Source organism: Methylobacterium sp. Leaf113 (assembly GCF_001423325.1).
In the GTDB taxonomy this organism is placed as follows: domain Bacteria; phylum Pseudomonadota; class Alphaproteobacteria; order Rhizobiales; family Beijerinckiaceae; genus Methylobacterium.
In genome coordinates, this window is the sequence record NZ_LMNJ01000019.1 from 1 (window position 1) to 23,723 (window position 23,723).

General features: G+C 70.6%; 22 protein-coding genes. 12 read left to right on the top strand and 10 right to left on the bottom strand.

Annotated features, from left to right (window positions below):
- On the bottom strand, positions 1-2,145 hold a 2,145-nt coding region (locus ASF60_RS13110; RefSeq protein WP_274533556.1), incomplete at its 3' end, for a DNA translocase FtsK.
- 350 nt (positions 2,146-2,495) lie between these two features.
- Between ASF60_RS13110 and ASF60_RS13115 the strand changes: the two genes are divergently transcribed.
- The 3 genes from ASF60_RS13115 to ASF60_RS13125 all read left to right on the top strand — a co-directional run bounded on the left by ASF60_RS13115 (position 2,496) and on the right by ASF60_RS13125 (position 5,647).
- Positions 2,496-4,577, top strand: coding sequence for an NAD(+) synthase (locus ASF60_RS13115; protein WP_056185357.1), 2,082 nt, complete (start codon positions 2,496-2,498; stop codon positions 4,575-4,577).
- Between the two features lie 66 nt (positions 4,578-4,643).
- A complete protein-coding gene (locus tag ASF60_RS13120) occupies positions 4,644-4,871 on the top strand; it encodes a hypothetical protein (RefSeq protein ID WP_056185360.1) in 228 nt (75 codons plus the stop codon).
- Between the two features lie 341 nt (positions 4,872-5,212).
- The gene (locus ASF60_RS13125; protein WP_056185363.1) at positions 5,213-5,647 is read left to right on the top strand and encodes a PilZ domain-containing protein; all 435 of its coding nucleotides are present in this window, start codon (positions 5,213-5,215) and stop codon (positions 5,645-5,647) included.
- Positions 5,648-5,689: 42 nt separating this feature from the next.
- On the opposite strand, the gene ASF60_RS13130 is transcribed toward ASF60_RS13125, so the two are convergent.
- Positions 5,690-6,133, bottom strand: coding sequence for an HIT family protein (locus tag ASF60_RS13130; RefSeq protein WP_056185367.1), 444 nt, complete (start codon positions 6,131-6,133; stop codon positions 5,690-5,692).
- A 388-nt stretch (positions 6,134-6,521) separates the two neighbouring features.
- On the opposite strand from ASF60_RS13130, the gene ASF60_RS13135 reads away from it, so the two are divergent.
- Positions 6,522-7,268: a glutaredoxin family protein gene (locus ASF60_RS13135; RefSeq protein ID WP_056185370.1), complete on the top strand. Its 747-nt coding sequence runs from the start codon at positions 6,522-6,524 to the stop codon at positions 7,266-7,268.
- Positions 7,269-7,521: 253 nt separating this feature from the next.
- Positions 7,522-8,499, top strand: a complete 978-nt coding sequence (locus ASF60_RS13140; RefSeq protein WP_056185374.1) for a cation diffusion facilitator family transporter — start codon at positions 7,522-7,524, stop codon at positions 8,497-8,499.
- A 3-nt stretch (positions 8,500-8,502) separates the two neighbouring features.
- Here the strand turns inward: ASF60_RS13140 and ASF60_RS13145 are convergent, their stop codons facing one another.
- The 5 genes from ASF60_RS13145 to ASF60_RS13165 all read right to left on the bottom strand — a co-directional run bounded on the left by ASF60_RS13145 (position 8,503) and on the right by ASF60_RS13165 (position 13,378).
- Positions 8,503-8,997, bottom strand: a complete 495-nt coding sequence (locus ASF60_RS13145; protein WP_056185376.1) for a glutathione peroxidase — start codon at positions 8,995-8,997, stop codon at positions 8,503-8,505.
- Between the two features lie 37 nt (positions 8,998-9,034).
- Positions 9,035-10,195 carry a M20 aminoacylase family protein gene (locus ASF60_RS13150; protein WP_056185378.1) on the bottom strand — a complete coding sequence of 387 codons (1,161 nt, stop codon included), beginning with the start codon at positions 10,193-10,195 and terminating at the stop codon, positions 9,035-9,037.
- Complete coding sequence (locus tag ASF60_RS13155; protein ID WP_056185381.1) at positions 10,192-11,514, bottom strand: GNAT family N-acetyltransferase; 1,323 nt, start codon at positions 11,512-11,514, stop codon at positions 10,192-10,194. The genes ASF60_RS13150 and ASF60_RS13155 overlap by 4 nt, the downstream gene beginning before the upstream one ends.
- Positions 11,515-12,143: 629 nt before the next feature.
- Positions 12,144-12,908: a glycerophosphodiester phosphodiesterase family protein gene (locus ASF60_RS13160; RefSeq protein ID WP_056185386.1), complete on the bottom strand. Its 765-nt coding sequence runs from the start codon at positions 12,906-12,908 to the stop codon at positions 12,144-12,146.
- Positions 12,905-13,378, bottom strand: a complete 474-nt coding sequence (locus tag ASF60_RS13165) for a RidA family protein (protein ID WP_056185389.1) — start codon at positions 13,376-13,378, stop codon at positions 12,905-12,907. The genes ASF60_RS13160 and ASF60_RS13165 overlap by 4 nt, the downstream gene beginning before the upstream one ends.
- Positions 13,379-13,673: 295 nt before the next feature.
- Here ASF60_RS13165 and ASF60_RS13170 point away from each other — a divergent pair, with 295 nt between their 5' ends.
- The 4 genes from ASF60_RS13170 (at position 13,674) to ASF60_RS13185 (ending at position 18,599) form a co-directional block, all read left to right on the top strand.
- Positions 13,674-14,867, top strand: a complete 1,194-nt coding sequence (locus tag ASF60_RS13170; protein WP_056185392.1) for an aspartate aminotransferase family protein — start codon at positions 13,674-13,676, stop codon at positions 14,865-14,867.
- A gap of 152 nt (positions 14,868-15,019) precedes the next feature.
- On the top strand, positions 15,020-15,973 hold the full coding sequence (gene argF / locus ASF60_RS13175) for an ornithine carbamoyltransferase (RefSeq protein WP_056185521.1): 954 nt from the start codon (positions 15,020-15,022) through the stop codon (positions 15,971-15,973).
- A 221-nt stretch (positions 15,974-16,194) separates the two neighbouring features.
- A complete protein-coding gene (locus ASF60_RS13180; protein WP_082507943.1) occupies positions 16,195-17,247 on the top strand; it encodes an Hsp33 family molecular chaperone in 1,053 nt (350 codons plus the stop codon).
- Between the two features lie 173 nt (positions 17,248-17,420).
- Entirely contained in the window at positions 17,421-18,599 is a 1,179-nt protein-coding gene (locus ASF60_RS13185; protein WP_056185394.1) for a hypothetical protein, read from the top strand.
- Positions 18,600-18,823: 224 nt separating this feature from the next.
- On the opposite strand, the gene speG is transcribed toward ASF60_RS13185, so the two are convergent.
- The 3 genes from speG to apaG are packed head-to-tail and all read right to left on the bottom strand — an operon-like array spanning position 18,824 to position 20,991.
- The gene (speG, locus tag ASF60_RS13190) at positions 18,824-19,408 is read right to left on the bottom strand and encodes a spermidine N1-acetyltransferase (RefSeq protein ID WP_056185397.1); all 585 of its coding nucleotides are present in this window, start codon (positions 19,406-19,408) and stop codon (positions 18,824-18,826) included.
- Between the two features lie 13 nt (positions 19,409-19,421).
- Complete coding sequence (argE, locus tag ASF60_RS13195; protein ID WP_056185400.1) at positions 19,422-20,594, bottom strand: acetylornithine deacetylase; 1,173 nt, start codon at positions 20,592-20,594, stop codon at positions 19,422-19,424.
- Positions 20,595-20,598: 4 nt separating this feature from the next.
- Complete coding sequence (gene apaG / locus ASF60_RS13200; RefSeq protein ID WP_056185404.1) at positions 20,599-20,991, bottom strand: Co2+/Mg2+ efflux protein ApaG; 393 nt, start codon at positions 20,989-20,991, stop codon at positions 20,599-20,601.
- Positions 20,992-21,183: 192 nt separating this feature from the next.
- Between apaG and ASF60_RS13205 the strand changes: the two genes are divergently transcribed.
- From ASF60_RS13205 to map, 3 genes are all read left to right on the top strand, one after another.
- Positions 21,184-21,606 (top strand): hypothetical protein, encoded by a 423-nt coding sequence (locus tag ASF60_RS13205; protein ID WP_056185408.1) that lies wholly within the window; start codon positions 21,184-21,186, stop codon positions 21,604-21,606.
- Between the two features lie 97 nt (positions 21,607-21,703).
- The gene (locus ASF60_RS13210) at positions 21,704-22,810 is read left to right on the top strand and encodes a 2'-deoxycytidine 5'-triphosphate deaminase (protein ID WP_056185411.1); all 1,107 of its coding nucleotides are present in this window, start codon (positions 21,704-21,706) and stop codon (positions 22,808-22,810) included.
- A 45-nt stretch (positions 22,811-22,855) separates the two neighbouring features.
- Complete coding sequence (gene map / locus ASF60_RS13215; RefSeq protein ID WP_056185414.1) at positions 22,856-23,608, top strand: type I methionyl aminopeptidase; 753 nt, start codon at positions 22,856-22,858, stop codon at positions 23,606-23,608.
- The last annotated feature ends 115 nt before the right edge of the window (positions 23,609-23,723 follow it).

The following is a 23,723-nucleotide window of genomic DNA, read 5'->3' on the forward strand; positions in this document are numbered from 1 at the left end:
GCCCGAGCCCGTGGTGCCCGCCACCAGCAGGTGAGGCATCTTGGCGAGATCGGCGATGATCGGCTCGCCGCCGATGTTCTTGCCCAGGCACAGGGCGAGCTTGTGCTTGCTCATCCCGAAATCGGCCGAGGCGAGAAGTTCGCGCAGGTACACCGTCTCGCGGGTCTCGTTGGGCAATTCGATGCCGATGACGTTGCGACCGGGGACCACGGCGACGCGGGCCGAGACCGCCGACATCGAGCGGGCGATGTCGTCCGAGAGCGAGATCACGCGGCTCGACTTGGTGCCGGGGGCCGGCTCCAGCTCGTAGAGGGTGACGACAGGACCGGGACGCACCGCGAGAATGTCGCCGCGCACGCCGAAATCCTGCACCGTCTGCTGGAGGTTGAGCGCGTTCTGCTCCAGCACGTCGGCATCGACCTCCTCGGTTTCGTTCAGGGGCGGCTCGGCCAGGAGTTCGAGGGCGGGGTGCTCGTAATCCGCGTTCTCCACGAAGGACATCGGCACGTGCCGCCCGGCCGGGATGAGCAGCGGGCGCTCGGGCAGGATGGCGCGCGACAGGGTGACGACGGGCACGGACGCCGCGACGGGCGCCTCGGGCTCCACGGCCGGGACAGCGGACTCGGCGACGGACATTTCGGCGACGGGAATCTCTGAGACGAGAGTCTCGGAAGCGGAAATCTCGGGCGTGGGGATTTCGGGCGCGGAGATCTCGGGCGCGGAGATCTCCGACACAGGGGTGCCCTTGGGGTTGCGCAGCAGCACCGGCCGGGCCGGGATCGGGGTCGGCACGAAGACCGGTTCGGCGGCACGCGGAACCGGGACGAAAGGCGCCACCGGCACGAAGCCGAGCGCGTCCGAGACGGCAGGGGAGGGGGCCTGAGCAGGCGCCGCGACAGCGGCCACGGGCAGGATTGCCGCCGCCGGAGCGGCCGGGCGGCCGGCGCGGATCGCCGCCCGCGCCGCCATGGCGTGAAGCGGCGCCGGGCGGGCCGGCATCGCGGTCCCGACCGGGAGCGCGTTGTCCTGGCCGTCGACGGGGCAGGGCGGGCCGAAGGTCTCGAACCGCACCAGATGCTCGAGGCGATAGGCCGGCGCACCGGTCCGGGCCGGCTCGGTCACCGAAGCGTCCTGCTCCGCCATGACCGCTTCCGAGGCGATCTCTTCCAAGACAATCTCTTCAGCGACGATCTCTTCCGAGCTTGCGATCTCGACGCCCGGCAGTGATGCGGACTCCGCCTGGATCGCCGACCAGGCATCGAGGGCGGCGCCGTCGCGTCCGTCGAACCAGGCGTGGACCTCGGACCAGTCCGGCACATCCGACCAGTCGCGATCGTCGAGGACCTCCGGGCTTTCGGCCGTGCCGGTCTCGACCTCGATCTCGACCTCCGCCGAGGCCGGCACGGCGGCGAGTTCGTTCGCGGGCGCTTCGGGGACAGGCATGTCCGCCAGGGGAACAACGTCCGCCGCAGGAGGGGTCTGGCGGCGATCGGGGCTGCGGAAGAAGCGCACGCCGGGCGGCGCGACGAAGGGCTGGCGCCACAGGGGCTCGGGCACCTGCGCGGCCAGCGCTTCGGCCTGGGCCTGGGCGTCCAGGACGGCGCGCTCCTGGGCCTCGGCGGCGAGGCGCAGGGAATCCTGCTCGGCCTGCAGGCGCAGCGCTTCGGCTTCCGCCGCGGCATGGGCCTGGGCGCGGGCGTTGCGCTCGGCATCGAGGGCGCGCTGGCGCCGCTCGTGCAGCACCGGATCGGGGGTGCGGGTGTAGCGCACGGCCGGACCCGGCTCGGGCATCGGCGCGGAAGCCGGAGCCTCGGAGGCCTCGGGCATGATCGCGGCCGGGCGGCGCGGCGTCCGGATCAGCACGCGGGGGGCGAGGGCGTCGGGGTCCATCAGGCCGTCGTCGAGACGGCTTGTGGGCACCACCCGGGCCGGGATCATGTCGAGGGTGGCGCGGTCGTCGAAGACCTGGGCCGGCCAGGCCTGGATCGCGGGGGCGGGGCGGAAGGCGAGGCCGACCTCGTTGCGGCCGACCAGGGCCTGCGGGCTCGTCATCCAGCTCGGCGTCGGCCGGGTGGCCGCCACCGTGTAGTCCGGCCGCTGCGGCGGACCGGCGAGGCGACGCGAGAGGGTCGCGCGCAGGTTCATCAACCGGTGTGCCAGGGCGCCGATCGACAGGCCGAGGCGATCGCCACCGCGAACGGGGCGCGAAGGATCACGATGGGAGTAGGGAAGCCGTCCCGATGCGCGCATGATTGGCCGGATGTACTCAAAACGGGTCCGCCGCCGGGAGCGGCGCGGTTCACGGATGAGTTAGCGGCATCGTCGTTAACAGACGCTTGACCCGATCCCGCGCGGAGCACGCCATTTCCGTCGGGTGCCCCCTTCCCCGCCCTTGCGCCTTGATCCTTGCCCCTCGGACCTTTCGCCTTAACCCTTGCGCTGGAGACGGATGGCGCCGCGGGGTAAGGTGCCGGCATTCAGCCCGGAGCCCGCCCTTGCCCACCCCCTCGGCGACCCCGCCCGCCCCGGCCGATCCCGGCTTCCGCTCCCTCTACCGGCACGGCTTCGCCCGGGTCGCCGCCTGCACCACCCGCAGCCATCCGGCCGACCCCGCCCGCAACGTCGAGGCGATCCTCGCACTCGCCCGGTCCTGCGATGCGGCCGGCGCCGCCGTGGCGGTGTTCCCGGAACTCTGCGTCTCGGCCTACGCCATCGAGGACCTGCTCCTCCAGGTGACGGTGCTCGATGCGGTGGAGGCGGCGGTGGCGCGCCTCGTGGCGGAGTCGGGCGCGCTCCGGCCGGTCCTGGTGGTCGGCGCGCCCCTGCGCTGGGGCCACCGGCTCTACAATTGCGCCCTGGCCATCCACCGCGGCCGCCTCCTCGGCGTGATCCCGAAGAGCTTCCTGCCGACCTACCGGGAATTCTACGAGAAGCGCCACTTCGCCGCCGGCGCCGGGATCGTGGGCGAGACCATCCGGGTCGCCGGCCTCGAGGCGCCGTTCGGCACAGACCTGATCTTCCCCGCCGAGGACGTGCCGAATCTGGTGCTCGGCATCGAGGTCTGCGAGGACCTGTGGGTCCCCGCCTCCCCCGGCATCGATGCGGCGCTCGCCGGCGCCACCGTCCTCGCCAACCTGTCGGGCAGCCCGATCACCGTGGGGCGGGCGGATTCCCGCGCGATGCTGACGCGGGCGGCCTCGATGCGCTGCCTGTGCGCCTATGTCTACGCCGCCGCCGGCACCGGCGAATCCACCACGGACCTGTCCTGGGACGGGCAGACCAGCATCGACGAGAACGGCGTGCGCCTCGCCGAGGGGCCGCGCTTCTCGCCCGAGCCCGTGATGACCCTGGCCGATGTCGATCTCGGGCTGCTGGCCCAGGAACGGCTCCAGATGGGCAGCTTCGACGATTCGGGCCGGGCCGGGCCGCGCGGGTCAGGCTATCGCCGGGTGCCCTTCCGCCTCGATCCGCCGGCGGGCGATCTCGGGCTGCGACGCACGATCGAGCGCTTTCCCTTCGTGCCCGCCGATCCGGCCCGCCTCGCCCAGGATTGCTACGAGGCCTACAACATCCAGGTGGCGGGCCTGGCCCAGCGCCTGGAGGCGACGGGAACCAGGAAGGTCGTCATCGGCGTCTCGGGCGGGCTCGATTCCACCCATGCGCTGATCGTGGCGGCCCGGGCGCTCGACCGTCTCGGCCTGCCGCGCACGAACATCCTGGCCTACACCCTGCCGGGCTTCGCCACCTCGGAGGGCACCAAGGCCAACGCCCACGCGCTGATGGCGGCGCTCGGCACCAGTGCCCGCGAAATCGACATCCGCGAGGCCGCCAGGGTGATGCTCAACGGGATGGACCACCCGTTCGGGCGCGGCGAGCCGGTCTACGACGTCACCTTCGAGAACGTGCAGGCAGGCCTGCGCACCGATTACCTGTTCCGCCTCGCCAATCAGAACGGCGCCATCGTGATCGGCACCGGCGATCTGTCGGAGTTGGCGCTCGGCTGGTGCACCTACGGCGTCGGCGACCAGATGAGCCATTACGGCGTCAATGCCGGGGTGCCCAAGACCCTGATCCAGCACCTGATCCGCTGGGTCATCGCCTCAGGACAGTTCGCGCCGGAGGTCGGCGTCACCCTGCGGGCGATCCTCGACACCGAGATCTCGCCCGAACTGGTGCCGGTGGCGGCGGGGGAAACGCCCCAGAGCACGCAAGGGGTGATCGGCCCCTATGCGCTGCAGGATTTCACCCTGTTCTATACCCTGCGCTACGGCTTCCCGCCCGCGAAGATCGCCTTCCTGGCCCTGCATGCCTGGAGCGACGCGCAGGCAGGGGCTTGGCCACCGGATTTTCCGGAGGCCGAGCGCCGCGCCTACGACCTGCCCGAGATCCGGCGCTGGCTCGGTGTCTTCCTCAAGCGCTTCTTCGGCTTCAGCCAGTTCAAGCGCTCGGCCCTGCCCAACGGACCGAAGGTTTCGGCCGGCGGCTCCCTGTCTCCGCGCGGCGACTGGCGCGCGCCCTCCGATGGAAGCGCCGCACCCTGGCTCGAAGACCTCGCTCGCAACGTTCCGGAGACATGAACGACACAAAGCTGTCCGATTGGCTCCTTAGGGCGTAGCTTGGGTGGGCGAATCGGAGATTGACCGATGCAGAATTACAACGTTTTCTGCTTCCGGAGCATCGAGGGCCTGTGCTGCGCCGTTCCGGAGAGCCGCGCGGTGCCGCCCTTCCTCGGCAGCGGCCGATGGGCCTTCGGCGGGAAGCTCGGCGCCACCGGCGATGCGCCGCGGGATTTCGACGACCGCGCGGCCGAGACCGCCGTGCGCTTCAACGGCTTCTACCTGTTTCAGACCATGGACAGCCGTTTCCACTGAGGCCGGCCCCCGAGCCCCTGCATCAGGCCGCTGTCGGCACGATCCGAACGCCGCCCCGCATGGGACGAACCGGCCTTCGCGGGAAGCGGGCCGGGGAGACGGGCTGCCGAGATCCCGGCGACGAAATCCTGATCGGAAAAGCCTGACCGGGCAGGCTGGTCCGCGGACGGTTGCGAATTCTGACACCAAAATCCCGGTCGCGAAGTCCTCGCCATAGAAGTCCTCGCCACCGAAGTCCCCAGTTCGATGTCTCGCCCGATCCCAACAACGCGGCGATTATTCCTTAACAGGCCGCGTGTCAGGGTTCCGCTTCGTCTGAAACGGAGCCGGAGGCCGACCCCATGTCGGAGCAGCAGGGTACGGACAACCGCAAGGAGGCCCGACAGAGGACCTTCCTCAAGGGCCGGATCATCTTCAACAAGGGGGCCTCGACGATGGATTGCCTGGTGCGGGATCTGTCCGCGTCGGGCGCGCGCCTGGCCCTGACCGAAACCCCGACCCTGCCCGAGAGCTTCGACCTCTACATCCCGCAGAAGGCAAAGACCTATCGGGCCAGTCTGTGCTGGCGCCGCGCCGACGGCATCGGCGTCACTTTCGCGGACGAGGCCGCGCAGGCATCCGCGCCGCCGAGTTCCCAGACGTCCCCGTCATCGCCGGACGGGGCGGCCCCCGGGGCGGACGACGCCGCCTCGGTGCTGGCCCTGGTGCGCCGGATCGGCGAACTCGAAGCCGAGAACGCCGCCCTGCGCCGCCTCCTCACGACCCTGCCGGCCTGAGGCCGCGATCCCGCCCGGCGGAATCGTTTTCCCGGGGCCCGATCAGGCGGCCAGCGCCGTCCGGATGCGCGCGGCATGCTCTGCCAGGACGGCCTTGTCCGCCATGCCGCCGCTGTGGCGCTGGAGCGGCACGCCCTCGAAACGGGGCACGACGTGGACGTGGAGGTGGAACACCGTCTGTCCGCCCGCCGGCTCGTTGTACTGGAACACCGTGAGGCCGTCGGCCGCGAAGGCCGCCTTCACCGCGCGGGCGACCCGCTGCACCGTCCGGGCCAGGGCCGCGAGGACGTCCGGGTCGGCGTCGAGGAGACCGCGCGACGGGGCCTTCGGGATCACCAGGGTGTGGCCGTCGCCCTGCGGCATGACATCCATGAAGGCGAGGGTATCGGCATCCTCGTAGACCCGCTCGGCCGGGATCTCCCCCCTGAGGATCTTGGCGAAGACGTTGTCGGGATCGTAGGCTGACGCTGCGGGCGTGACGGTCATGCGGCCGGCTCCGGTTGTGGCTCGGGTGATGGGCGCGCACGATGCACAGGCCGACGCACCCCGTCCACCTCGTCCCCACCCTCCTCATCCCTGGCCTGGGCTGTCGCGTTGGGACTCTGCCGTTTCGACGATCCCGGTGCTTCGCCACTCAGTCTTGGGAAGCGAAAGCCGCGTCCGACGCATGCCGGAGAGCCAACCTCTGCAACCCAGGGTCTGTCACCCGACGATCCCACAACGAATCGTCTCCGACCCCTTGACCTTCCCACCGTGGGAAGCACCATCTGCGGGACGTCGCGCACCGGCAGCCGGTGCATCACGACGCAGGGCGAACCGGCGGGGTTTCGAACCGCCCCCGGGGCCGGCCCGCGTCACCCGTCGAGGAGCCCCCATGTCGAGTCCTGCCCGGACGGCCACCCTGTACCGCATGGTGATGCCGAAGCACACCTGTCCCTATGGCCTGAAGGCCAAGGACCTGCTCGAGCGCGAGGGCTTCGCGGTCGAGGACCGTTGGCTGACGACGCGGGACGAGACCGACCGCTTCAAGGCCGAACATGACGTGAAGACCACGCCGCAGACCTTCATCGCCGGCCAGCGCGTCGGCGGCTACGACGACCTGCGCCGACATCTCGGCCGGTCCGTCCCGGACCCCCAGGCCACGACCTACACGCCGGTGATCGCGGTCTTCGCCATGACGGCCCTGATGGCGCTCGCCGCCAGCCACGCCGCCTTCGGCTCCCCCTTCACCCTGCGGGCGGCCGAGTGGTTCATCGCCCTCAGCATGTGCGTGCTCGCGATCCTGAAGCTGCAGGACATCGAGCGTTTCTCGTCGATGTTCCTCGGCTACGACCTGCTGGCCCAGCGCTGGGTGCGCTACGCCTACGCCTATCCGTTCTGCGAGGCGCTGGCCGGGCTCCTGATGCTGTCCGGCGCCCTGTCCTGGATCTCGATCCCGGTGGCGCTGTTCATCGGCACGGTCGGGGCGGTCTCGGTGTTCAAGGCGGTCTATATCGACAAGCGCGAGCTGAAATGCGCCTGCGTCGGCGGATCGAGCAACGTGCCGCTCGGCTTCGTCTCGCTGACCGAAAACCTGATGATGGTCGGCATGGCCCTCTGGATGCTGGTCATGGTGGCCTGATCCGCCGGCCGCCCGATCGATCGGCGGCCGAACCCCGCGGGAGCCCGGCGCACGAAGCCGGGCCGACCTTCATCCGGGGCGGCGACCTTCGGACGCGCAGAACTGTCATGGACGGAGAACCTTTGGGGGCTGCCATGCGTTGCCTGCGCTTCGCCCCCAGCGGCAACGCTTGTCCGGACGCCGCGCCCCGCGGGCGGGCCGGTCGGGCGTCGCCGCAGCCCCGACCGCGTCCCGCAAAGAGCACCGCCCCCGCATGGCCCATGAGAGCACCAGCGCCATCTACACCGCGGCGGGCGCCAACCTGGCCATCGCCGTGGCGAAATTCGTGGGCGCCTTCCTCACCGGCAGTTCGGCCATGCTGGCCGAGGGCGTCCACTCGGTGGTCGACACCACCAACCAGATCCTGCTGCTGATCGGCATGAAGCGGTCGCAGCGCCCGGCGACGGAGAAGCATCCGTTCGGCTACGGACGCGAGCTGTACTTCTACGCCTTCATCGTGGCGCTGTTCATCTTTCTCGGCGGCGGCGCCTTCGCGGTCTACGAGGGCATCCACAAGCTCCAGCATCCGGAACCCTCGGCGGACGCGGTGATCTACGGCTACCACATCTCCGGATTCTGGGTGAACGTGGCGATCCTGGGCTTCTCGGTGATGGCCGAGGGCTATTCCTGCTTCGTGGCCATGAAGGCGTTCTGGGCCGAGAAGGGCCAGCGCCCGCCCCTCGCCGCCATCCGGCGCAGCAAGGACCCGGCCCTGTTCACGGTGCTGGCGGAGGACGTCGCCGCCCTGATGGGCCTCGTGGTGGCGCTCGCCGGCGTGATCCTGGCGCATGTCCTGGACATGCCGTCCCTGGACGGCTGGTCCTCGATCGGCATCGGCCTGATCCTGATCGGGATGGCGGCCTTCCTGATGGTGGAGACGCACGGCCTCCTCATCGGCGAGGCCGCAGACCCGGAACTCGTCGGAGCGATCCGCGCCGTGGTGCGCGACGAGCCCGGCGTGCACCACGTCAACACCGTGCTGACCCAGCACCTCGGTCCCTCCGACGTCCTGGTCAACATCAGCCTCGACATGGACGACACCCTCAGCGCCGGGCAGATCGAGGCCATGGTGGCCCGTGTCGAGGCCAAGCTGAAGGCCCGCAGTCCCGACGTGACCCGCGTCTTCATCGAGGTTCAAGCGCGGGCGAGCCTCGAAGCCATGCCTGAGACCCCGGCCCCTATGCCCGCCTGAAGCTCAGGGGGCAGGCTCGGCCAGGGCCGCCACGATGGCGGCGTCCAGGGCCTCGGGCTTGGTGGCGGGGGCGTAGCGGGCGATCACCCGCCCGTCGCGCCCGACCAGGAACTTGGTGAAGTTCCATTTGATCGCCCGACTGCCGAGGAGACCGGGCTTGGCCCGGGTGAGGTGGGCGTAGACCGGATCGGCGCCGGGCCCGTTGACCACGACCTTGGCCAGGAGCGGGAAGCTCACGTCATAGGTCAGGCTGCAGAAGCGGGCGATCTCGGCGGCGTCCCCCGGCTCCTGGGCGCCGAACTGGTTGCAGGGGAAGCCCAGCACCACGAGGCCCTGGGCGCGGTGCTTCCGCGCCAGGGACTCGAGGCCGGCATATTGCGGCGTGAACCCGCATTTCGAGGCGGTGTTGACGATGAGGAGCACCTGGCCCCGATGCCGGGCCAGGGGGTAGGGCGCTCCATCGGCCGCGCGCGGGGTCAGATCGTGAAGGCTGTCCATGGGCGGGCGACCGTGGGTTCGACGCGCGGGCGCGCGTTCAGGCGGCGGTGCGGCGCTCGACGAGGCGGGCCAGGAAGGCCGAGCCGAGCGGGATGATGCTGTCGTCGAAATCGAAGCTCGCATTGTGCAGGCCGGGACCGGGCGTCGAGCCGATCCACGCATAAGCGCCGGGCACGCGCGCGACCATGTCGGCGAAATCCTCGCTGCCCATCCGGGGCTTCGACTGGTCGTCGATGCCCTCGGGCCCGAACAGCTCGCGGGCGACATCGGCGGCCGCCGCCGCATGCTCGGGGCTGTTCATCAGGACCGAGAACACGTCGCGGATGTCGACCTCGATGGTCGCGCCGTAGGCCGCCGCGATGCCCTGGGCGATTTCGCGGATGCGGGTGGTGACGAGGCTGCGCAGGTCCGCGTCGAAGGTGCGCACCGTGCCGGTGATGTGGGCGCCCTCCGGGATGACGTTGTAGGCGGCCCCGGCGTGGAACTGCGTCACCGAGAGGACGGCGCTCTTCAGCGGGTCGGCGTTGCGCGAGACGATCGACTGCAGCGCCTGGACCAGGGTGGAGCCCACCACGATCGGGTCGATGCCCTGCTGCGGCTGGGCCGCATGGGCGCCGCGCCCGGTGATGCGGATGTCGAAGAAATCCGCCGCCGCCATGGCGGGGCCGGGGCGCAGCTTGATCTTGCCGTGCGGGCCGTTGGGCTGGTTGTGGATCGCGTAGATCTCGTCGCAGGGGAATTTCTCGAACAATCCGTCGGCGATCATCGCGCGGGCGCCACCCTGGCCCTCTTCCGCCGGCTGGAACACGAACACCGCGGTGCCGTCGAAGTCGCGGGTCTCGGCAAGGTAGCGCGCCGCACCCAGCAGCATCGTGGTGTGCCCGTCATGGCCGCAGGCGTGCATCTTGCCCGGCACGGTCGAGCGGTAGGGCAGGTTGGTCTCCTCCTCGATCGGCAGGGCGTCCATGTCGGCGCGCAGGCCGACCCGCCGGCCGGACCCGGTGCGGCCCTCGAGCACGCCCACCACCCCGGTGCCGCCGATGCCGCGATGGACGGTGACGCCGTAGCGGGCCAGCTCCGCGGCGACGATGCCGGAGGTGCGAACCTCCTCGAAGCCGAGCTCGGGATGGGCGTGGAAGTCGCGGCGGATGGCCACGAGGTCGTCGGCGAAGGTCTTGATGCGATCGATGGGACTCACGGGTCTTCCTTGGGCTCTCGCGTCTCGTCGGCGGAGGGTGTCGCCTCCGGCGCGGCCCCAGGCAAGTCGGATGCCGAAGCCGCATCGGTTTCGCGCCGGAACGGCGTCAGCGTGTCCAGGACTTCGGCCGCCTCCAGCACGTGTTCGCGCTCGCGCACCAAGTAATCGGCCACGGCCCGGCGCAGGGCCGGGTCGGCGATGTCGTGGGCCGAGTGCATGAGGACGGGGCGGTAGCCGCGCGCGAGCTTGTGCTCACCTTGTGCCCCCGCCTCGACGCGCTTCAGCCCCTGCGCGATGGCGAAGTCGATGGCCTGATAGTAACACACCTCGAAATGCAGGAACGGATGATCCTCGACGCAGCCCCAGTTGCGGCCGTAGAGGGCGACGTCGCCGATGAGGTTGATGGCCCCGGCGACGTAGCGTCCCTCACGCTTGGCCATCACCAGCAGCACCCGCTCGGGCATGCGCTCGCCGAGCAGCCCGAAGAACGTGCGGTTCAGGTAGGGCCGGCCCCACTTGCGGGCGCCGGTATCGGCGTAGAACGCGTAGAAGGCGTCCCAGTGGGCCGGGGTCAGATCGGCGCCGGTGACGTGCTCGATGGTGATGCCGTTGGCCAGGGCGTCGCGGCGCTCGCGCCGGATCGCCTTGCGCTTGCGGGAGGCGAGCGCGGCGAGGAAATCCTCGAAGGTCCGGTAACCGGCATTGTCCCAGTGGAACTGCTGGTCGACGCGCTGCAGGAAGCCCAGCGCCCCGGCCTGGTCCCACTCGCGCTCCTGCATGAAGGTGACGTGGATCGACGAGGCCTTGGTCTCGGCCCGCAGGGCGCGCAGGCCCGCCACGATGGCGGACGCCGCCTCGTTCACGTCCTGACCCGGCGCGATCAGGAACCGCGGGCCGGTGACGGGGGTGAAGGGCACGCTGACCTGCAGCTTGGGATAGTAGCTGCCGCCGGCCCGCTCGTAGGCGTCGGCCCAGCCATGGTCGAAGACGTACTCGCCCTGGCTGTGGGATTTCAGGTAGCAGGGCGCCACCCCGACGAGGCGGCCCTCGCGCTCCACCGCCACGTGGAGGGGAAGCCAGCCGGTCTTGCGCGAGACGCAGCCGGAATCCTCCAGGGACGACAGGAAGGCGTGCGACAGGAAGGGATTGTGGGTCTCGTCGCCCCCCGACAGGGTCTCGGCGGAGGTGGCGCAGGCATCCCATTCGGCCGCCGCGATCCCGGCCAGGCCCGGCACCGCGCGCACCTGCAGCTCCGTCACGGTCTCGGCCGGGGCGTCGGGGCCTTCGCCGGAACGCTGTGTTTCGCCGGGAATGTCCATCGCGAGGCAATCTAGTCCTCGGCGACCAGCGGGCCAAGGGCGGCGCGGGGCCGCGCGCCGTCGCACGGGAGGCTTGGCACCTGAGATCTTCCTGGCCGAGATGTAGCCGGCCGAGATCTTGCCGCCGGCCGGGTGTTTTCCAGAATCGGGCTTGTCTGGGCGAGACGACACGCCCACCTTGATCCGACGCGTGCTTCCCAGAGAAGCCAAGAGGGGACTGATGACCCTGCATGTCGGGCAGACGCATCCGGTGCGGACGCCGCCCGACGATTTCGCCGACGACGTCCTGATCGAGACGGCCGATCTCGACGAGCCAGGCACCAACGTTCCCGGCACGATCTTCGTCTCGACCATGCTGGGTGCCCATGACCCCCGGGTGAAACGGTACGCCGACCGAGCCGGACGGTCGCTGCCCTGCCTGATCGTCCCGATCGGCCCCGATCCGCAGCCACGCGACGATTGTCCGCCGCCCATCGTCTCGCGGGCGGCGCTTCCGCGGGTCACCGCATGGGTTCGCCTCAATCACGGGGCGCGACTCGGTCTCTGGACCGACGGCGCGACCCGGAACCGCCGCGAGGTCGCTGCCTTCCCGGACACTTCTCGAGCCGGTTACCTGATCAGCGCCTCGTTCAGGGGCAAAACCCCTCGAACACCATCTGGTCGGCGTGGATCTCCGCCTGGCGGCGCTGGTCCGGGTTGCGCACGGTCCAGGTCATCACCGGGCGCTGGCCGAGGAGCCGGCACAGCACGGTGGGGGCGCAGGGCAGGTCGTCGACTCGCCAGGACAGGAAGTCCGGCCGGGTCTCGTCGAAGTGTAGCAGGTCGGAGAGCGCGCGCCGCAGGCTTGGGGCCAGCGCCGCGTAGGCCGGATCGTCCTGGCGCGTCTCGGCGACGATGCCGCGCGGCAGGCCCGGCGCCAGCGCCCGCAGGGCGGCGACGAGGCGCGGGTCGAACGACTTCAGCGCCACGGGGCCGTCATACGCGGCCGCGAGGGCGGCGACGCGCTCCGTCAGCCGCAGATCGCCGGTGTAGCGCGACTTGACCTCGATCACGAGGGGCGTGCGCCCGCCGATCCGCTCGAGGAAGGCCGGCAGGGTCGGGATGCGCTCGGCGCTGCCCGCCACCGTCAGGGCGCCGAGAGCCGCGGCGGAGCGCGCCCCGACCGCCTCCTCGGCCGTGGTCAGGCGGCCCAGGGTCTCGTCGTGGAACACCATCGCCTCGCCATCGGCGCTGAGCTGAACGTCGCACTCGATGGCGTAGCCACCCCGAATCGCCGCCTCGGCGGCCGCGAGGGTGTTCTCCGGCACGCCGCCCGCCCGGTCGTGCAGGCCGCGATGGGCGATCGGCTGCGCGGTGAGCCAGGCGGGCGCGTTGGGACTCGCCTGCGGACTCATTTGACCTCGAACATCGCCTCGACCTCGACGGCCGCGTCGAGGGGCAGTTCGGCGACGCCGACGGTGGAACGGGCGTGGCGGCCGCGATCGCCCAGAATCTCGACCATGAGGTCGGAGGCGCCGTTCATGATGCCGGCCAGCCCCGCGAAGGTCGGAACCGCGTTGATGAAGCCGCCCAGACGGATGCACTGCACGACGCCGCGGTCGAGATCGCCCACCGCCGCCTGCACCTGGGCCAGCACGTTGAGGGCGCAGAGCTTCGCGGCGGCGATGCCGTCCTCCGCCGAAACCTCGGCCCCGAGCTTGCCCGTGTGGGCCTCGGCGATCTTGCCGTCGAGGCCGAAGCAGATCTGGCCGGAGATCACCACGAGGTTGCCGCTGCGCACGAAGGGCACGTAGTTCGCGACTGGGGCCGCCGCCTTGGGCAGGGTGAGGCCGAGGGCCTCCAGGCGTTCCGTGACGGTGCTCATGCTGTGTCGTTCCTGTGCTGGGCGGCGGCGGGTGGTCCGGCCGGGATGACGCGGCTCTGAGCACTTCCGTGCGATGCACGCAAGGCGGGCCGCGCGATGCGCGCAGGGCAGGCCGCACGATCCGCGCGCAACAGCCTAATTGGCAGGCATGTCAGGCCGATGAACCCCGTCCGTCGTTGACAGAATTGGACATTTCTCTAGTAATCGCGCGCGTGCCGCCCCATCCGAGGCGGCACTTTCATTTGGTGCGGTCGCGTCTCTCGCGTGCCCGCGAGACACACGGGAAGACGGGATCGTGACATCCGCCCTTCTGCCGACCTATGCCCGGGCCCCCATCGCCTTCGAGCGCGGCGAGGGCGCATGGCTGGAGGCACGCGGGGGCGCGCGATACCTCGATTTCGGCGCCGGCATCGCGGTGAACGCCCTCGGCCACGCCCATCCGCACCTCGTCACGGCCCTGACCGAGCAGGCGCAGAAGCTCTGGCACACCTCGAACCTGTTCGAGATCCCGGAAGGCGAGCGGCTGGGCCGGCGCCTCGTGGACGCGACCTTCGCGGACGTGGCGTTCTTCGCCAATTCGGGTGCGGAGGCCAACGAGGCCGCCATCAAGATGGCGCGCAAGTACCATGCGGCGGCCGGGCATCCCGAGCGCTTCCGCATCATCACCTTCGAGGGCGCCTTCCACGGCCGGACCCTGGCGACCATCGCGGCCGGTGGGCAAGCCAAGTACATCGAGGGCTTCGGCCCGAAGGTCGACGGCTTCGATCAGGTGCCCACCGGTGATTTCGCGGCCCTCGAGGCGGCCATCACCCCGGAGACGGCGGCCCTGATGATCGAGCCGATCCAGGGGGAGGGCGGCGTGCGGGTGATCCCGCACGAGGATCTGCGGCGCCTGCGCGCGCTCTGCGACGCGCACGGTCTCCTGCTGATCATGGACGAGGTCCAGACCGGGGTCGGGCGCACGGGTCGGCTGTTCGCCCACGAATGGTCGGGCATCACGCCCGACATCATGAGCGCCGCCAAGGGCATCGGCGGCGGATTCCCCCTGGGCGTCTGCCTCGCCACGGCGGAGGCCGCGCGCGGCATGGTCGCGGGCAGCCACGGCACCACCTTCGGCGGCAACCCGCTCGCCATGGCGGTGGGCAACGCCGTCCTCGACGTGGTGCTGGCCGATGGCTTCCTCGACCATGTCCAGCGCATGGGCCTCATCCTGAAGCAGCGGCTCGCCGCCCTGCAGGACCGGCATCCGGGCGTGATCGCGGACATCCGCGGCGAGGGGCTGATGCTCGGCCTCAAGCTCAACGTCCTCAACACCGCGTTCGCGGCCGCCGCGCGGGACGCGCACCTGCTGGTGGTTCCGGCCGGCGACAACGTGGTGCGCCTGCTGCCGCCGCTGATCATCACGGATTCCGACGTGGCGGAGGCGGTCACCCGCCTCGATGCCGCCGCCGGGCGGCTCGGGACGCACCTGCGCGGAGCGGCCGAGTGACCGGCCGCTCCGCCTCCGCGAAACCCGAGACCGCAGACGCCAACACTGCCGACACCAAGACCCCCGACACCAACACCCCCGACACCAACACCGTTGATTCCAGGACCGCCGCGAACGTCCGGAGCCGGACCCCGCACACGAAGAACGGACCGATGACCACGACACTGAACGGGACCGGAGACGGGACCCGCCACTTCCTCGACCTGAAGGACTTCTCGGCCGCGCAGCTGCGGGCGGTGCTGGACACCTCCGCCGCCATCAAGGCGCGCCGCCGCAAGGGTGAATTGGCCGAAGACCGCCCGCTGATCGGCAAGACCCTCGCAATGGTGTTCGACCGGCCCTCGACGCGCACCCGCGTGTCGTTCGACGTCGGCATGCGCGAACTCGGCGGCGAGACCCTGATGCTGACGGGGAGCGAGATGCAGCTCGGCCGGGGCGAGACCGTGGGCGACACCGCCCGGGTGCTCTCGCGCTACGTCGACGCGATCATGATCCGCATCCTCGACCACGACCTGATGCTGGAACTGGCCGAGTACGCCACCGTGCCGGTGATCAACGCCCTGACCAAGGTCTCGCACCCCTGCCAGATCATGGCCGACCTGCTGACCTTCGAGGAGCATCGCGGGCCGATCCAGGGCCGCACGATCGCCTGGTCGGGGGACGCCAACAACGTGCTCGCCTCCTGGGTCCACGCCGCCGCGCGTTTCGACTTCACCCTCAACATCGCGGCCCCCCCGGAACTGTCGACGCCCCAGCCGCTGCTCGACTGGGCGCGAGCCGAGGGCGCCACCGTCAACGTCACCACCGACGCCTACGAGGCGGTGAACGGGGCGGACGCGGTGGTCACCGATTGCTGGGTCTCCATGGGCGACGAGGACGACCAGCATCGGCACAACCTGCTCGTGCCCTACCGGGTCGATGCCCGCCTGATGGCGGCCGCCGCCAAGGACGCGATCTTCATGCATTGCCTGCCCGCTCATCGCGGCGAGGAGGTCACGGCCGAGGTCATCGACGGTCCGCAATCGGTGATCTTCGACGAGGCCGAGAACCGTCTGCACGCCCAGAAGGGCATCCTGGCCTGGTGCCTGCGGGCGCACGGCCTCTGAGGAGGCACAGCGCGACCCGGTCGCCGTGTCGGTCGCGCCGCAGCGTCGGGATGCCTATATAGGATCCGATCCTGAACCGAGGGTCGGGGCGGCCGTTGCGACGAGCGCGGGCGTTCCGACCGGTGCGCCGCCGCCATCCGTGCACTCCCCATACCCCGCCCTGCGGCGGCGGGAGGCCCGTGGCCCAGCCCTCGCGTTCGTCGAGCCCGATCGGAGACGCCATGACTCTTGGAACGACTTCTGGAACCACGTCTGGAACCACCCCCGGGGACGATCGACCCCTCGTCCCGGTCGTCATCGAGGGCGACGACGACGTGGTGCTGCCGTTTGCCGTCGAGGCCCTGGACGTGCGCGGCCGCGTGGTCCGGCTCGGGCCGTCCGTCGACACCATCCTGCGCCGCCACGGCTATCCCGATGCGGTGGCCCGCCTCCTCGGCGAGGCGGCCGCGCTCACCGTGCTCCTCGGCTCGTCCCTGAAGTTCGAGGGCCGGTTCCAGCTCCAGACCAAGACCGACGGTCCGGTCGAGATGGTGGTGGTCGATTTCGAAGCGCCCAACCGCCTGCGTGCCACCGCTCGCTTCGACACCGCGCGGGTGGAGGCCCTCGGCACCGGTCCGTTGCAGGACCAGGACCTGATCGGGCAGGGGCACCTGGCCATGACCATCGACCAGGGCCCGACCAGCAGCCGCTACCAGGGCGTCGTCGCCCTCGAAGGACAGAGCCTGGAGGAGGCGGCGCACCAGTATTTCCGCCAGTCCGAGCAGATCCCGACCCAGGTCCGCCTGGCGGTGGCCGAGCAATATGCCGGCGGCTCCCGGAGCTACCGGGCCGGCGGCCTGCTGGTGCAGTTCCTGCCCCAGTCGATCGATCGGGCGCGGCTCGCCGACCTGCCGCCGGGTGACATCCCGGAGGGGCATGTCCACCTCGACGCGCATGGCGTGCCCGAGGACGACGCCTGGGTCGAGGCCCGCAGCCTGGTGTCGACCATCGAGGACCACGAACTCGTCGATCCCGAGGTCTCGGCCGAGCGCCTGCTCTACCGCCTATTCCACGAGCGCGGCGTGCGGGTGTTCGAGGCGCAGGGCGTGCGCGAGCAGTGCCGCTGCTCGCCCGAGCGCGTGATGGGCATGATCACCTCGTTCTCGCCCCAGGAGCGGCGGGACATGATCGCCGACGACGGCCGCATCGGCATCACCTGCGAGTTCTGCTCGCGTCGCTACGACCTCGATCCGGCGGCGGTGGAAGCCGAAGTCGCGGCCCAATCGGGAAGTTGATGACGCGCTGCCACGACAGGTGTCGCGGCAGCGCCAACAAGCTTGACCAAACCGGAATACAAGACGTCGCAAGTGCTCGCCACTGCACGCGGGGTTTGTATTTGAACCGTTTCTAAGGTGTCGACGTTTGGGGTTTCTCAAGATTGCTCAACAAGAGCTCAGGAGGAACGTCGATGAAGACATTCGTGGTTGGTCTGACGGCACTGCTGATGACGACGTCGGCCTACGCCCAGAACGCAGGCCAGGCCGGCGCCGCCGGCGCCGGCGCCGGCGAGGCCGGTGGTCGCGGCGGTTCGGCCGCGCGCAGCCAGGGCGCCCCCGAGGGAAGCTCGGGCGGTCGTGTTTCCGGCACCGACGGCGCCCGCAGCGAGACGGGCGGACGCGCCGAGGCCGGCGGACGCCGAGAGGGTGGTCGCACGGAAACCGGCGGACGCGGCGACGCGGCGACACGGGATCTTCAGGGCGGAGATGCTCAGACGAAAGCTTCGCAGAACCGGGAATCGCAGTCTCGCGGCGCCGACCGGAGCGATCGCGACGGCGACCGGGCGACCCGCACCTCCTCCCGGGAGGACCGGGCCGGTGGCCGCGCGCAGCGCGACCGCGTCTCGGTCGATACTCGCAGCGAATCCCGCAGCGAGCGCGTCGAGGGCGGGCGCCGGTCTGGCCGCTTCGTCTTCATCGGCGGCCAGCGCGTGGTCTATGGCTCGCCCGAATACCGCCGCCTCGTTACGGTGGAGCGCCGCGGCGGCGACCGCGTGGTCGAGCGCGCGCGCCGGCGCTACGTCACCATCCGGGGCCAGCGCGTCCTGTACGGCTCGCCCCAGTATCGCCGCCTCGTTCGGGTCGAGGAGACGACGACCCGCCGTCCGGGCACCCGCTACGTCGTGGTGCGCGGCCAGCGCGTGGTCTATGGCTCGCCCGAGTATCGTCGCCTGACGGTGACCGAGCGCCGCGGCGGCACTGTCGGGGCCCGCTTCGAGGAGCGCGGGTTTCGCGGCAAGGCCGTCTCGTCCCGCACCGAGGAACGGCGCGACAGCCGGAACGTGCGGTCCACGCAGGGCGAGTCCCGCGAGGGCATCCGGAACGCCGACCCGCGCCAAGGCAACGACCGCAACCGCGCCGCCGCCGACCGTGACATGAACCGGAACCGGGGCGGTGAGGACGCCGGTATCCGCAACGCGGCCGAACGGTCGGGCGGCGCCGAGCGCGGCACCGAGCGCGGCACTATGAACACCGGCAGCCGGAGCGGGGGCGCCGAGCAGGGCGGGTCCGAGCGAGGGATGAGCGGTGGCTCGAATGGCGGCGGCCTCGGTGCCGGCTCTGGCGGCCGGAGCGGCGCGGGCCGCAACTGATCCGACGCAATGGGGTGCCGGGCCTTCCGCGAGGCCCGGCAATTCCGCGCTCTGACATCCGGCTGACCGGTTCGGACCGATGAATCGGATGGAGCGCGCGTCGCCTCTTCTCGAGGCCAGGGCGAGGGCAGAGTCCGGTCTGCGTTTCAGAAACCCACGCGTCCCACCTGGAAGGAGATGAGGCGCTTCGCGGGCCGGACCTGAAGCGATTAGCCCGGATCGGTTCAGGCCTTCAGCACGGATTCGGCGATGTCGCCGCCGCCCCGACGGGCGAGGTAGGCCGGCTGGAACAGACACATCCGCACGGCATCGCGGTACTTGCCGTTGACGAAGAACTCGTCCTTCAGGATGCCCTCCGGCTGGAACCCGCAGCGCTCGTAGATCCGCACCGCGCGGGCGTTGTCCTTGTCCACGTGAAGGTAGAGCTTGTGGATGTTGAGGACGCTGAAGGCGTAGTCCATGGCGATGCGCGTGGCCCGCGGGGCATAGCCCTGGCCCTGGAAGGCCGGGTGGATGGCGATCTGGAACTCGCAGCGGCGGTGCAGGTGGTTGATCTCGACGAGCTCGACGAGGCCGGCCGGCGCGCCCTCCGAATTGGCGATGATGAAGCGCCGTTCGGTCTGGTTGTGGATGTTGCGCTCGTAGAGCTGCGCCAGTTCGGCGAAGGACTCGTAGGCCTCCTCGAACCAGTAGCGCATGATGCTGTCGTTGTTGTTGAGCTGATGCACGAACATCAGGTCCTCGCGCTCCAGGGGGCGGAGCTTCACGGGGCCGTCCGCCGCGATGGTCCGGGCGCTGATGGCAGTCATGGGGTCGATCCGTTCAGGGCGTCGCGCATTCCGCGGCGAGCCGGTCCATGAAGGCCTCGCCGGCCCGGAGTGCCGCCAGGGTGATGTACTCGTCCGGCTGATGCGCCTGGTCGATGGAGCCGGGACCGCAGACCACGGTGGGGATGCCGGCGGCCTGGAAGCGCCCGGCTTCCGTGGCATAGGGCACCGAGATCGTGTGGTTGCGCCCCGCCACCCGGAGCGCCAGCCGCTCGGCCACCGAGCCGGGTTCCGGCGCGAGGCCCGGCACCGCGACCTCCTCCAGGGTCTCGATGCGCCCGTAATCGCCGTAGCGGTTGAGCCGGTCGCGCAGCACGGTGCGGACCTTGGCTTCGAACAGGGCCGGAATCTCGCCCATGTCGAGGTCGGGCAGGCCGCGGAACTCCCAGTGGAAGGTGCAGACCTTGGGCAGGATGTTGCGGGCGGTGCCGCCCGCGATGGTGCCCACATGCACGGTGGTGGCGGGCGGGTCGAAGCGGCCCGAAGCGTCGCCCCGGGCGATCATCGCGTCGGCGATCCGGTTCAGTTCGGAGACGAGATCGGCCGCCGCCATCACCGCATTGGCACCGAGCATCGGCTTGGCCGAGTGAGCCTCGTGCCCGTGCACGGTGGTGAGATAGGTGACGATGCTCTTGTGCGCATCCGCCACCTCGAGGTCGGTCGGTTCGCCGACGATGACCGCGCCGGGACGCGGCAGGTCGGCACCGAAGCGCGCGATGGTGTCGGTCACACCCAGGCAGGTGGTCTCCTCGTCGTAGGACAGGAGGATGTGGATCGGGCGCTTGAGGTCGGCGGCCTGGAAGCGCGGGATCGCCGCGAGCGCCAGGGCGCAGAAGCCCTTCATGTCGACGGCGCCGCGTCCGTAGGCGCGCCCGTCCGCCACCCGCAGGGTGAAGGGGTCGGCGCTCCAGGCCTGGCCCGTCACCGGCACCACGTCGGTATGGCCGGACAGCACGATGCCGCCATCGACCATCGGCCCGATGGTGGCGAACAGGGCCGCCTTGTCGCCGTCGGCGTTCGGGACGCGGACGAAGGGCACGCCGAGAGCGTCGAGGGCGGCCACCACGCTGTCGATCAGCGCGAGGTTCGATTTCGAACTCTCGGTGTCGAAGGCCACGAGCCGCGCCAGCCAGTCGAGGGTCTCCGGGCGCGGGCCGTCGCGCGACATGACCTTAATGGACGCTGCGGCGGACGTGGGGGGAATCCAGGGAGAAGGCCGGAATCTCCGCCTCGAAGCTCTCGCCCGCATCGGTCGCCATGGTGTAGCTGCCGGCCATGAGGCCGTCCGGCGTGGTGAGCGGGCAGCCGCTGGTGTAGCTGAACGACTCGCCCGGCTCGAGCACCGGCTGCTTGCCGACGACGCCGGCGCCGCGCACCTCCTGGGTCTCGCCGCGCCCGTCGATGATGCGCCAGTGACGCGAGCGCAGCTGCACCTGCTCCGAACCGTTGTTCACGATCTCGACCGTGTAGGCGAAGAAGTAGCGGCTCTCGGCCGGCGACGATTCCTCCTCGACGAAGCGAGGCATCACGGTCACGCTGATTCCGCGCGTCTGAGCCTTGTACATCCCCGTCATTGCCTCCCTGCCCGGACCTGAACCCCGATCGCCCTGCGGTCGCGACAAGCACTGGGGGTCGTGGTACGGCCCTCGCAAATGCCCGTCAATCGTGGTGAATGCGTGCGTGGCGCATGCGTGCCCACGCACCGTCCATGCGCGCCTGTTCCAGGCGTGCCGACGCAACGTCGAGGTCCGTCCCCCGTGCTCGAGCAGACCGTTCCGCGTCGCGCCGCCGCCGCGCCACCCGGCCGGGCGCTCCTCGCCAGCCTCGCCCTCGCGGGGCTGGCCGGTGCCTTCGCCTGGGCCGCGCCCGATCGCAACGGCTGGGCCGCCCTCGCCCTGGCGCTCGCCCTGGTCCTCGACGGGTCGGCGCAGGCCACGGGGGCCTGGCTCGCCCGTCGCGGGGACGGGTTGCCCCGGATCGTCGGCCTGCCCTCCCTGGTGCTCGCCTTCGGCCCTGGGTCCGGCCTCGGCGCCGTGCTGTTCGCAGCAGCCCTCCTGGTCTGGCCGGCGGGCTTCCCGGTGCTGGCCAGCGCGCTCGCCGGGCTCATCGCCATGGGGGCCATCGCGCGCCTCGTCCTGGCTTGGATCGTGCTGCGCATCCCGTCCGAGCCAGAGGCTTAACCGGGTCTTAGGCGATCCCGCGGCATGCGTGCAGAATGCGGCGTTCCCGCCCCGGCCGACGGGGTGGTGCCCGAACGAGAGCGGGTGGTGCGAGCGAATGCCGGACGCAGATCAGGACAAGACAGGCCCCGGCCCTCACGGGATCTTGGCGGCGCAGGGCATCCTGGCCCTGACGCGGTCCGGCGCGATCCGGCCCGACACGCCCTACGCGCCCGACCAGATCCAGCCCGCAAGCCTCGACCTGCGCCTCGGCGCCCGGGTGTTCCGCGTACGCACCAGCTTCCTGCCCGGCGCCCGCACGGTGGCGGCCTGCATCGAGGCCTTCGTGCTGCACGAGATGGATCTGACGCACGGCGCCGTGCTGGAGACGGGCTGCGTCTACATCGCCGAATTGCAGGAGCACCTCGCCCTGCCGGCCGATCTCGCGGCCAGCGCCAACCCGAAGAGTTCCACCGGCCGCATCGACGTGTTCACCCGCGTCATCACCGACCGGGGCGCCGCCTTCGACCAGGTCGAGGCCGGCTATCGCGGGCCGCTCTACGCCGAGATCTCGCCCCGGACCTTTCCGGTGAAGGTCCGCACCGGCTCGCGCCTGTCGCAGATCCGCTTCCGGCGCGGCGAGCCCCGCCTCTCCGATTCCGAACTCGCGGGCCTGCACGCGACATCGCCGCTGGTCGACGCCCCGAACCCGACCTTCCAGGGCGGCATCGGCGTCTCCATCGATCTCGCGGGCTTCTCCGGCCTCGTCGGCTATCGCGCCCGGCGCCATACGGGCCTCGTCGACGTCGATGCGCCGGGAGCCCACCGGGCCGCGGATTTCTGGGAGCCGCTGCAGGCCGACGCCTCGCGGGCCCTGATCCTCGATCCGGGCCAGTTCTACATCCTGGCCTCGAAGGAGGCGGTGCAGGTGCCCCCCGACTTCGCCGCCGAGATGGTGCCGTTCGATCCCCTGGTGGGCGAGTTCCGGGTCCATTATGCGGGTTTCTTCGATCCGGGCTTCGGCTTTGCCGCCGCCGGGGGCACCGGCGCCCGGGCCGTGCTCGAAGTGCGCTCGCGCGACGTGCCGTTCCTGCTGGAGGACGGGCAGATCGTCGGTCGCCTCGTCTACGAGCGCATGGCCGAACGCCCCGCCACCCTCTATGGCGCAGGCGCCGGCTCGAACTATCAGGCCCAGGGGCTGAAGCTCTCCAAACATTTCGCCTGAAGCGAGACCTTCGCCTCCGGCCGACCCCGGACCCGCGGAGATGCCATGACCGTGTCCAACGACGACGAATTGACGGCGCTGAAGCGGATCGGGCGCATCGTCGCCGATGCGCTCGACGCGATGGGCCGGGCCATCGAGCCCGGCATGACCACGCGCGACCTCGATCGGATCGGCCGGGCGTTCCTGGAAACGGCCGGCGCCCGGCCGGCGCCCGAGATGGTCTACGGCTTTCCCGGGGCGACCTGCATCAGCGTCAACGAGGAGATCGCGCACGGCATCCCGGGAGAGCGCCGGATCGGTCCGGGGGACCTCGTCAACATCGACGTCTCCGCCGTGCGGGACGGCTACTTCGCGGATACGGGCGCTTCGTTCGCCGTACCGCCGGTGACGCGGGCGGTGGAACGGCTGTGCCGCGACGGGCGCCGGGCGATGTGGGCCGGCCTGCGCCAGGTCGGTCCGGGCAAGCCGCTGGCCGAGATCGGGAACGCCGTGGGGGCCTTCGCGCGCAAGAACGGCTATACGCTGGTGCGCAACCTCGCCAGCCACGGGGTCGGACTGTCGCTGCACGAGGCGCCGACCGAAATCGCGACTTGGCCCGACCCGTCCGAGCGCCGGATCATCCAGGAAGGCCTGGTGTTCACCGTCGAGCCCTTCCTGTCCCTCGGCGCCGACTACGCGGAGGATGGCGACGACCCCTGGACCCTCTACAGCCGACCGCAGGCCCTGACGGTCCAGTACGAGCACACCGTCGTCGCTTCCCGCAGCGGACCGCTGATCCTGACGATGCCGGGCCAATAGGCGCCGTCGCGAACACAGGAAGACCGGACCTCAGGACACAATACCGGGCCGTCCCGGCCACGTCTTCCAGTCCCTTGTTCAGGCGAAATCTTGTTCAAGCGAAGTCTTCTGTTCA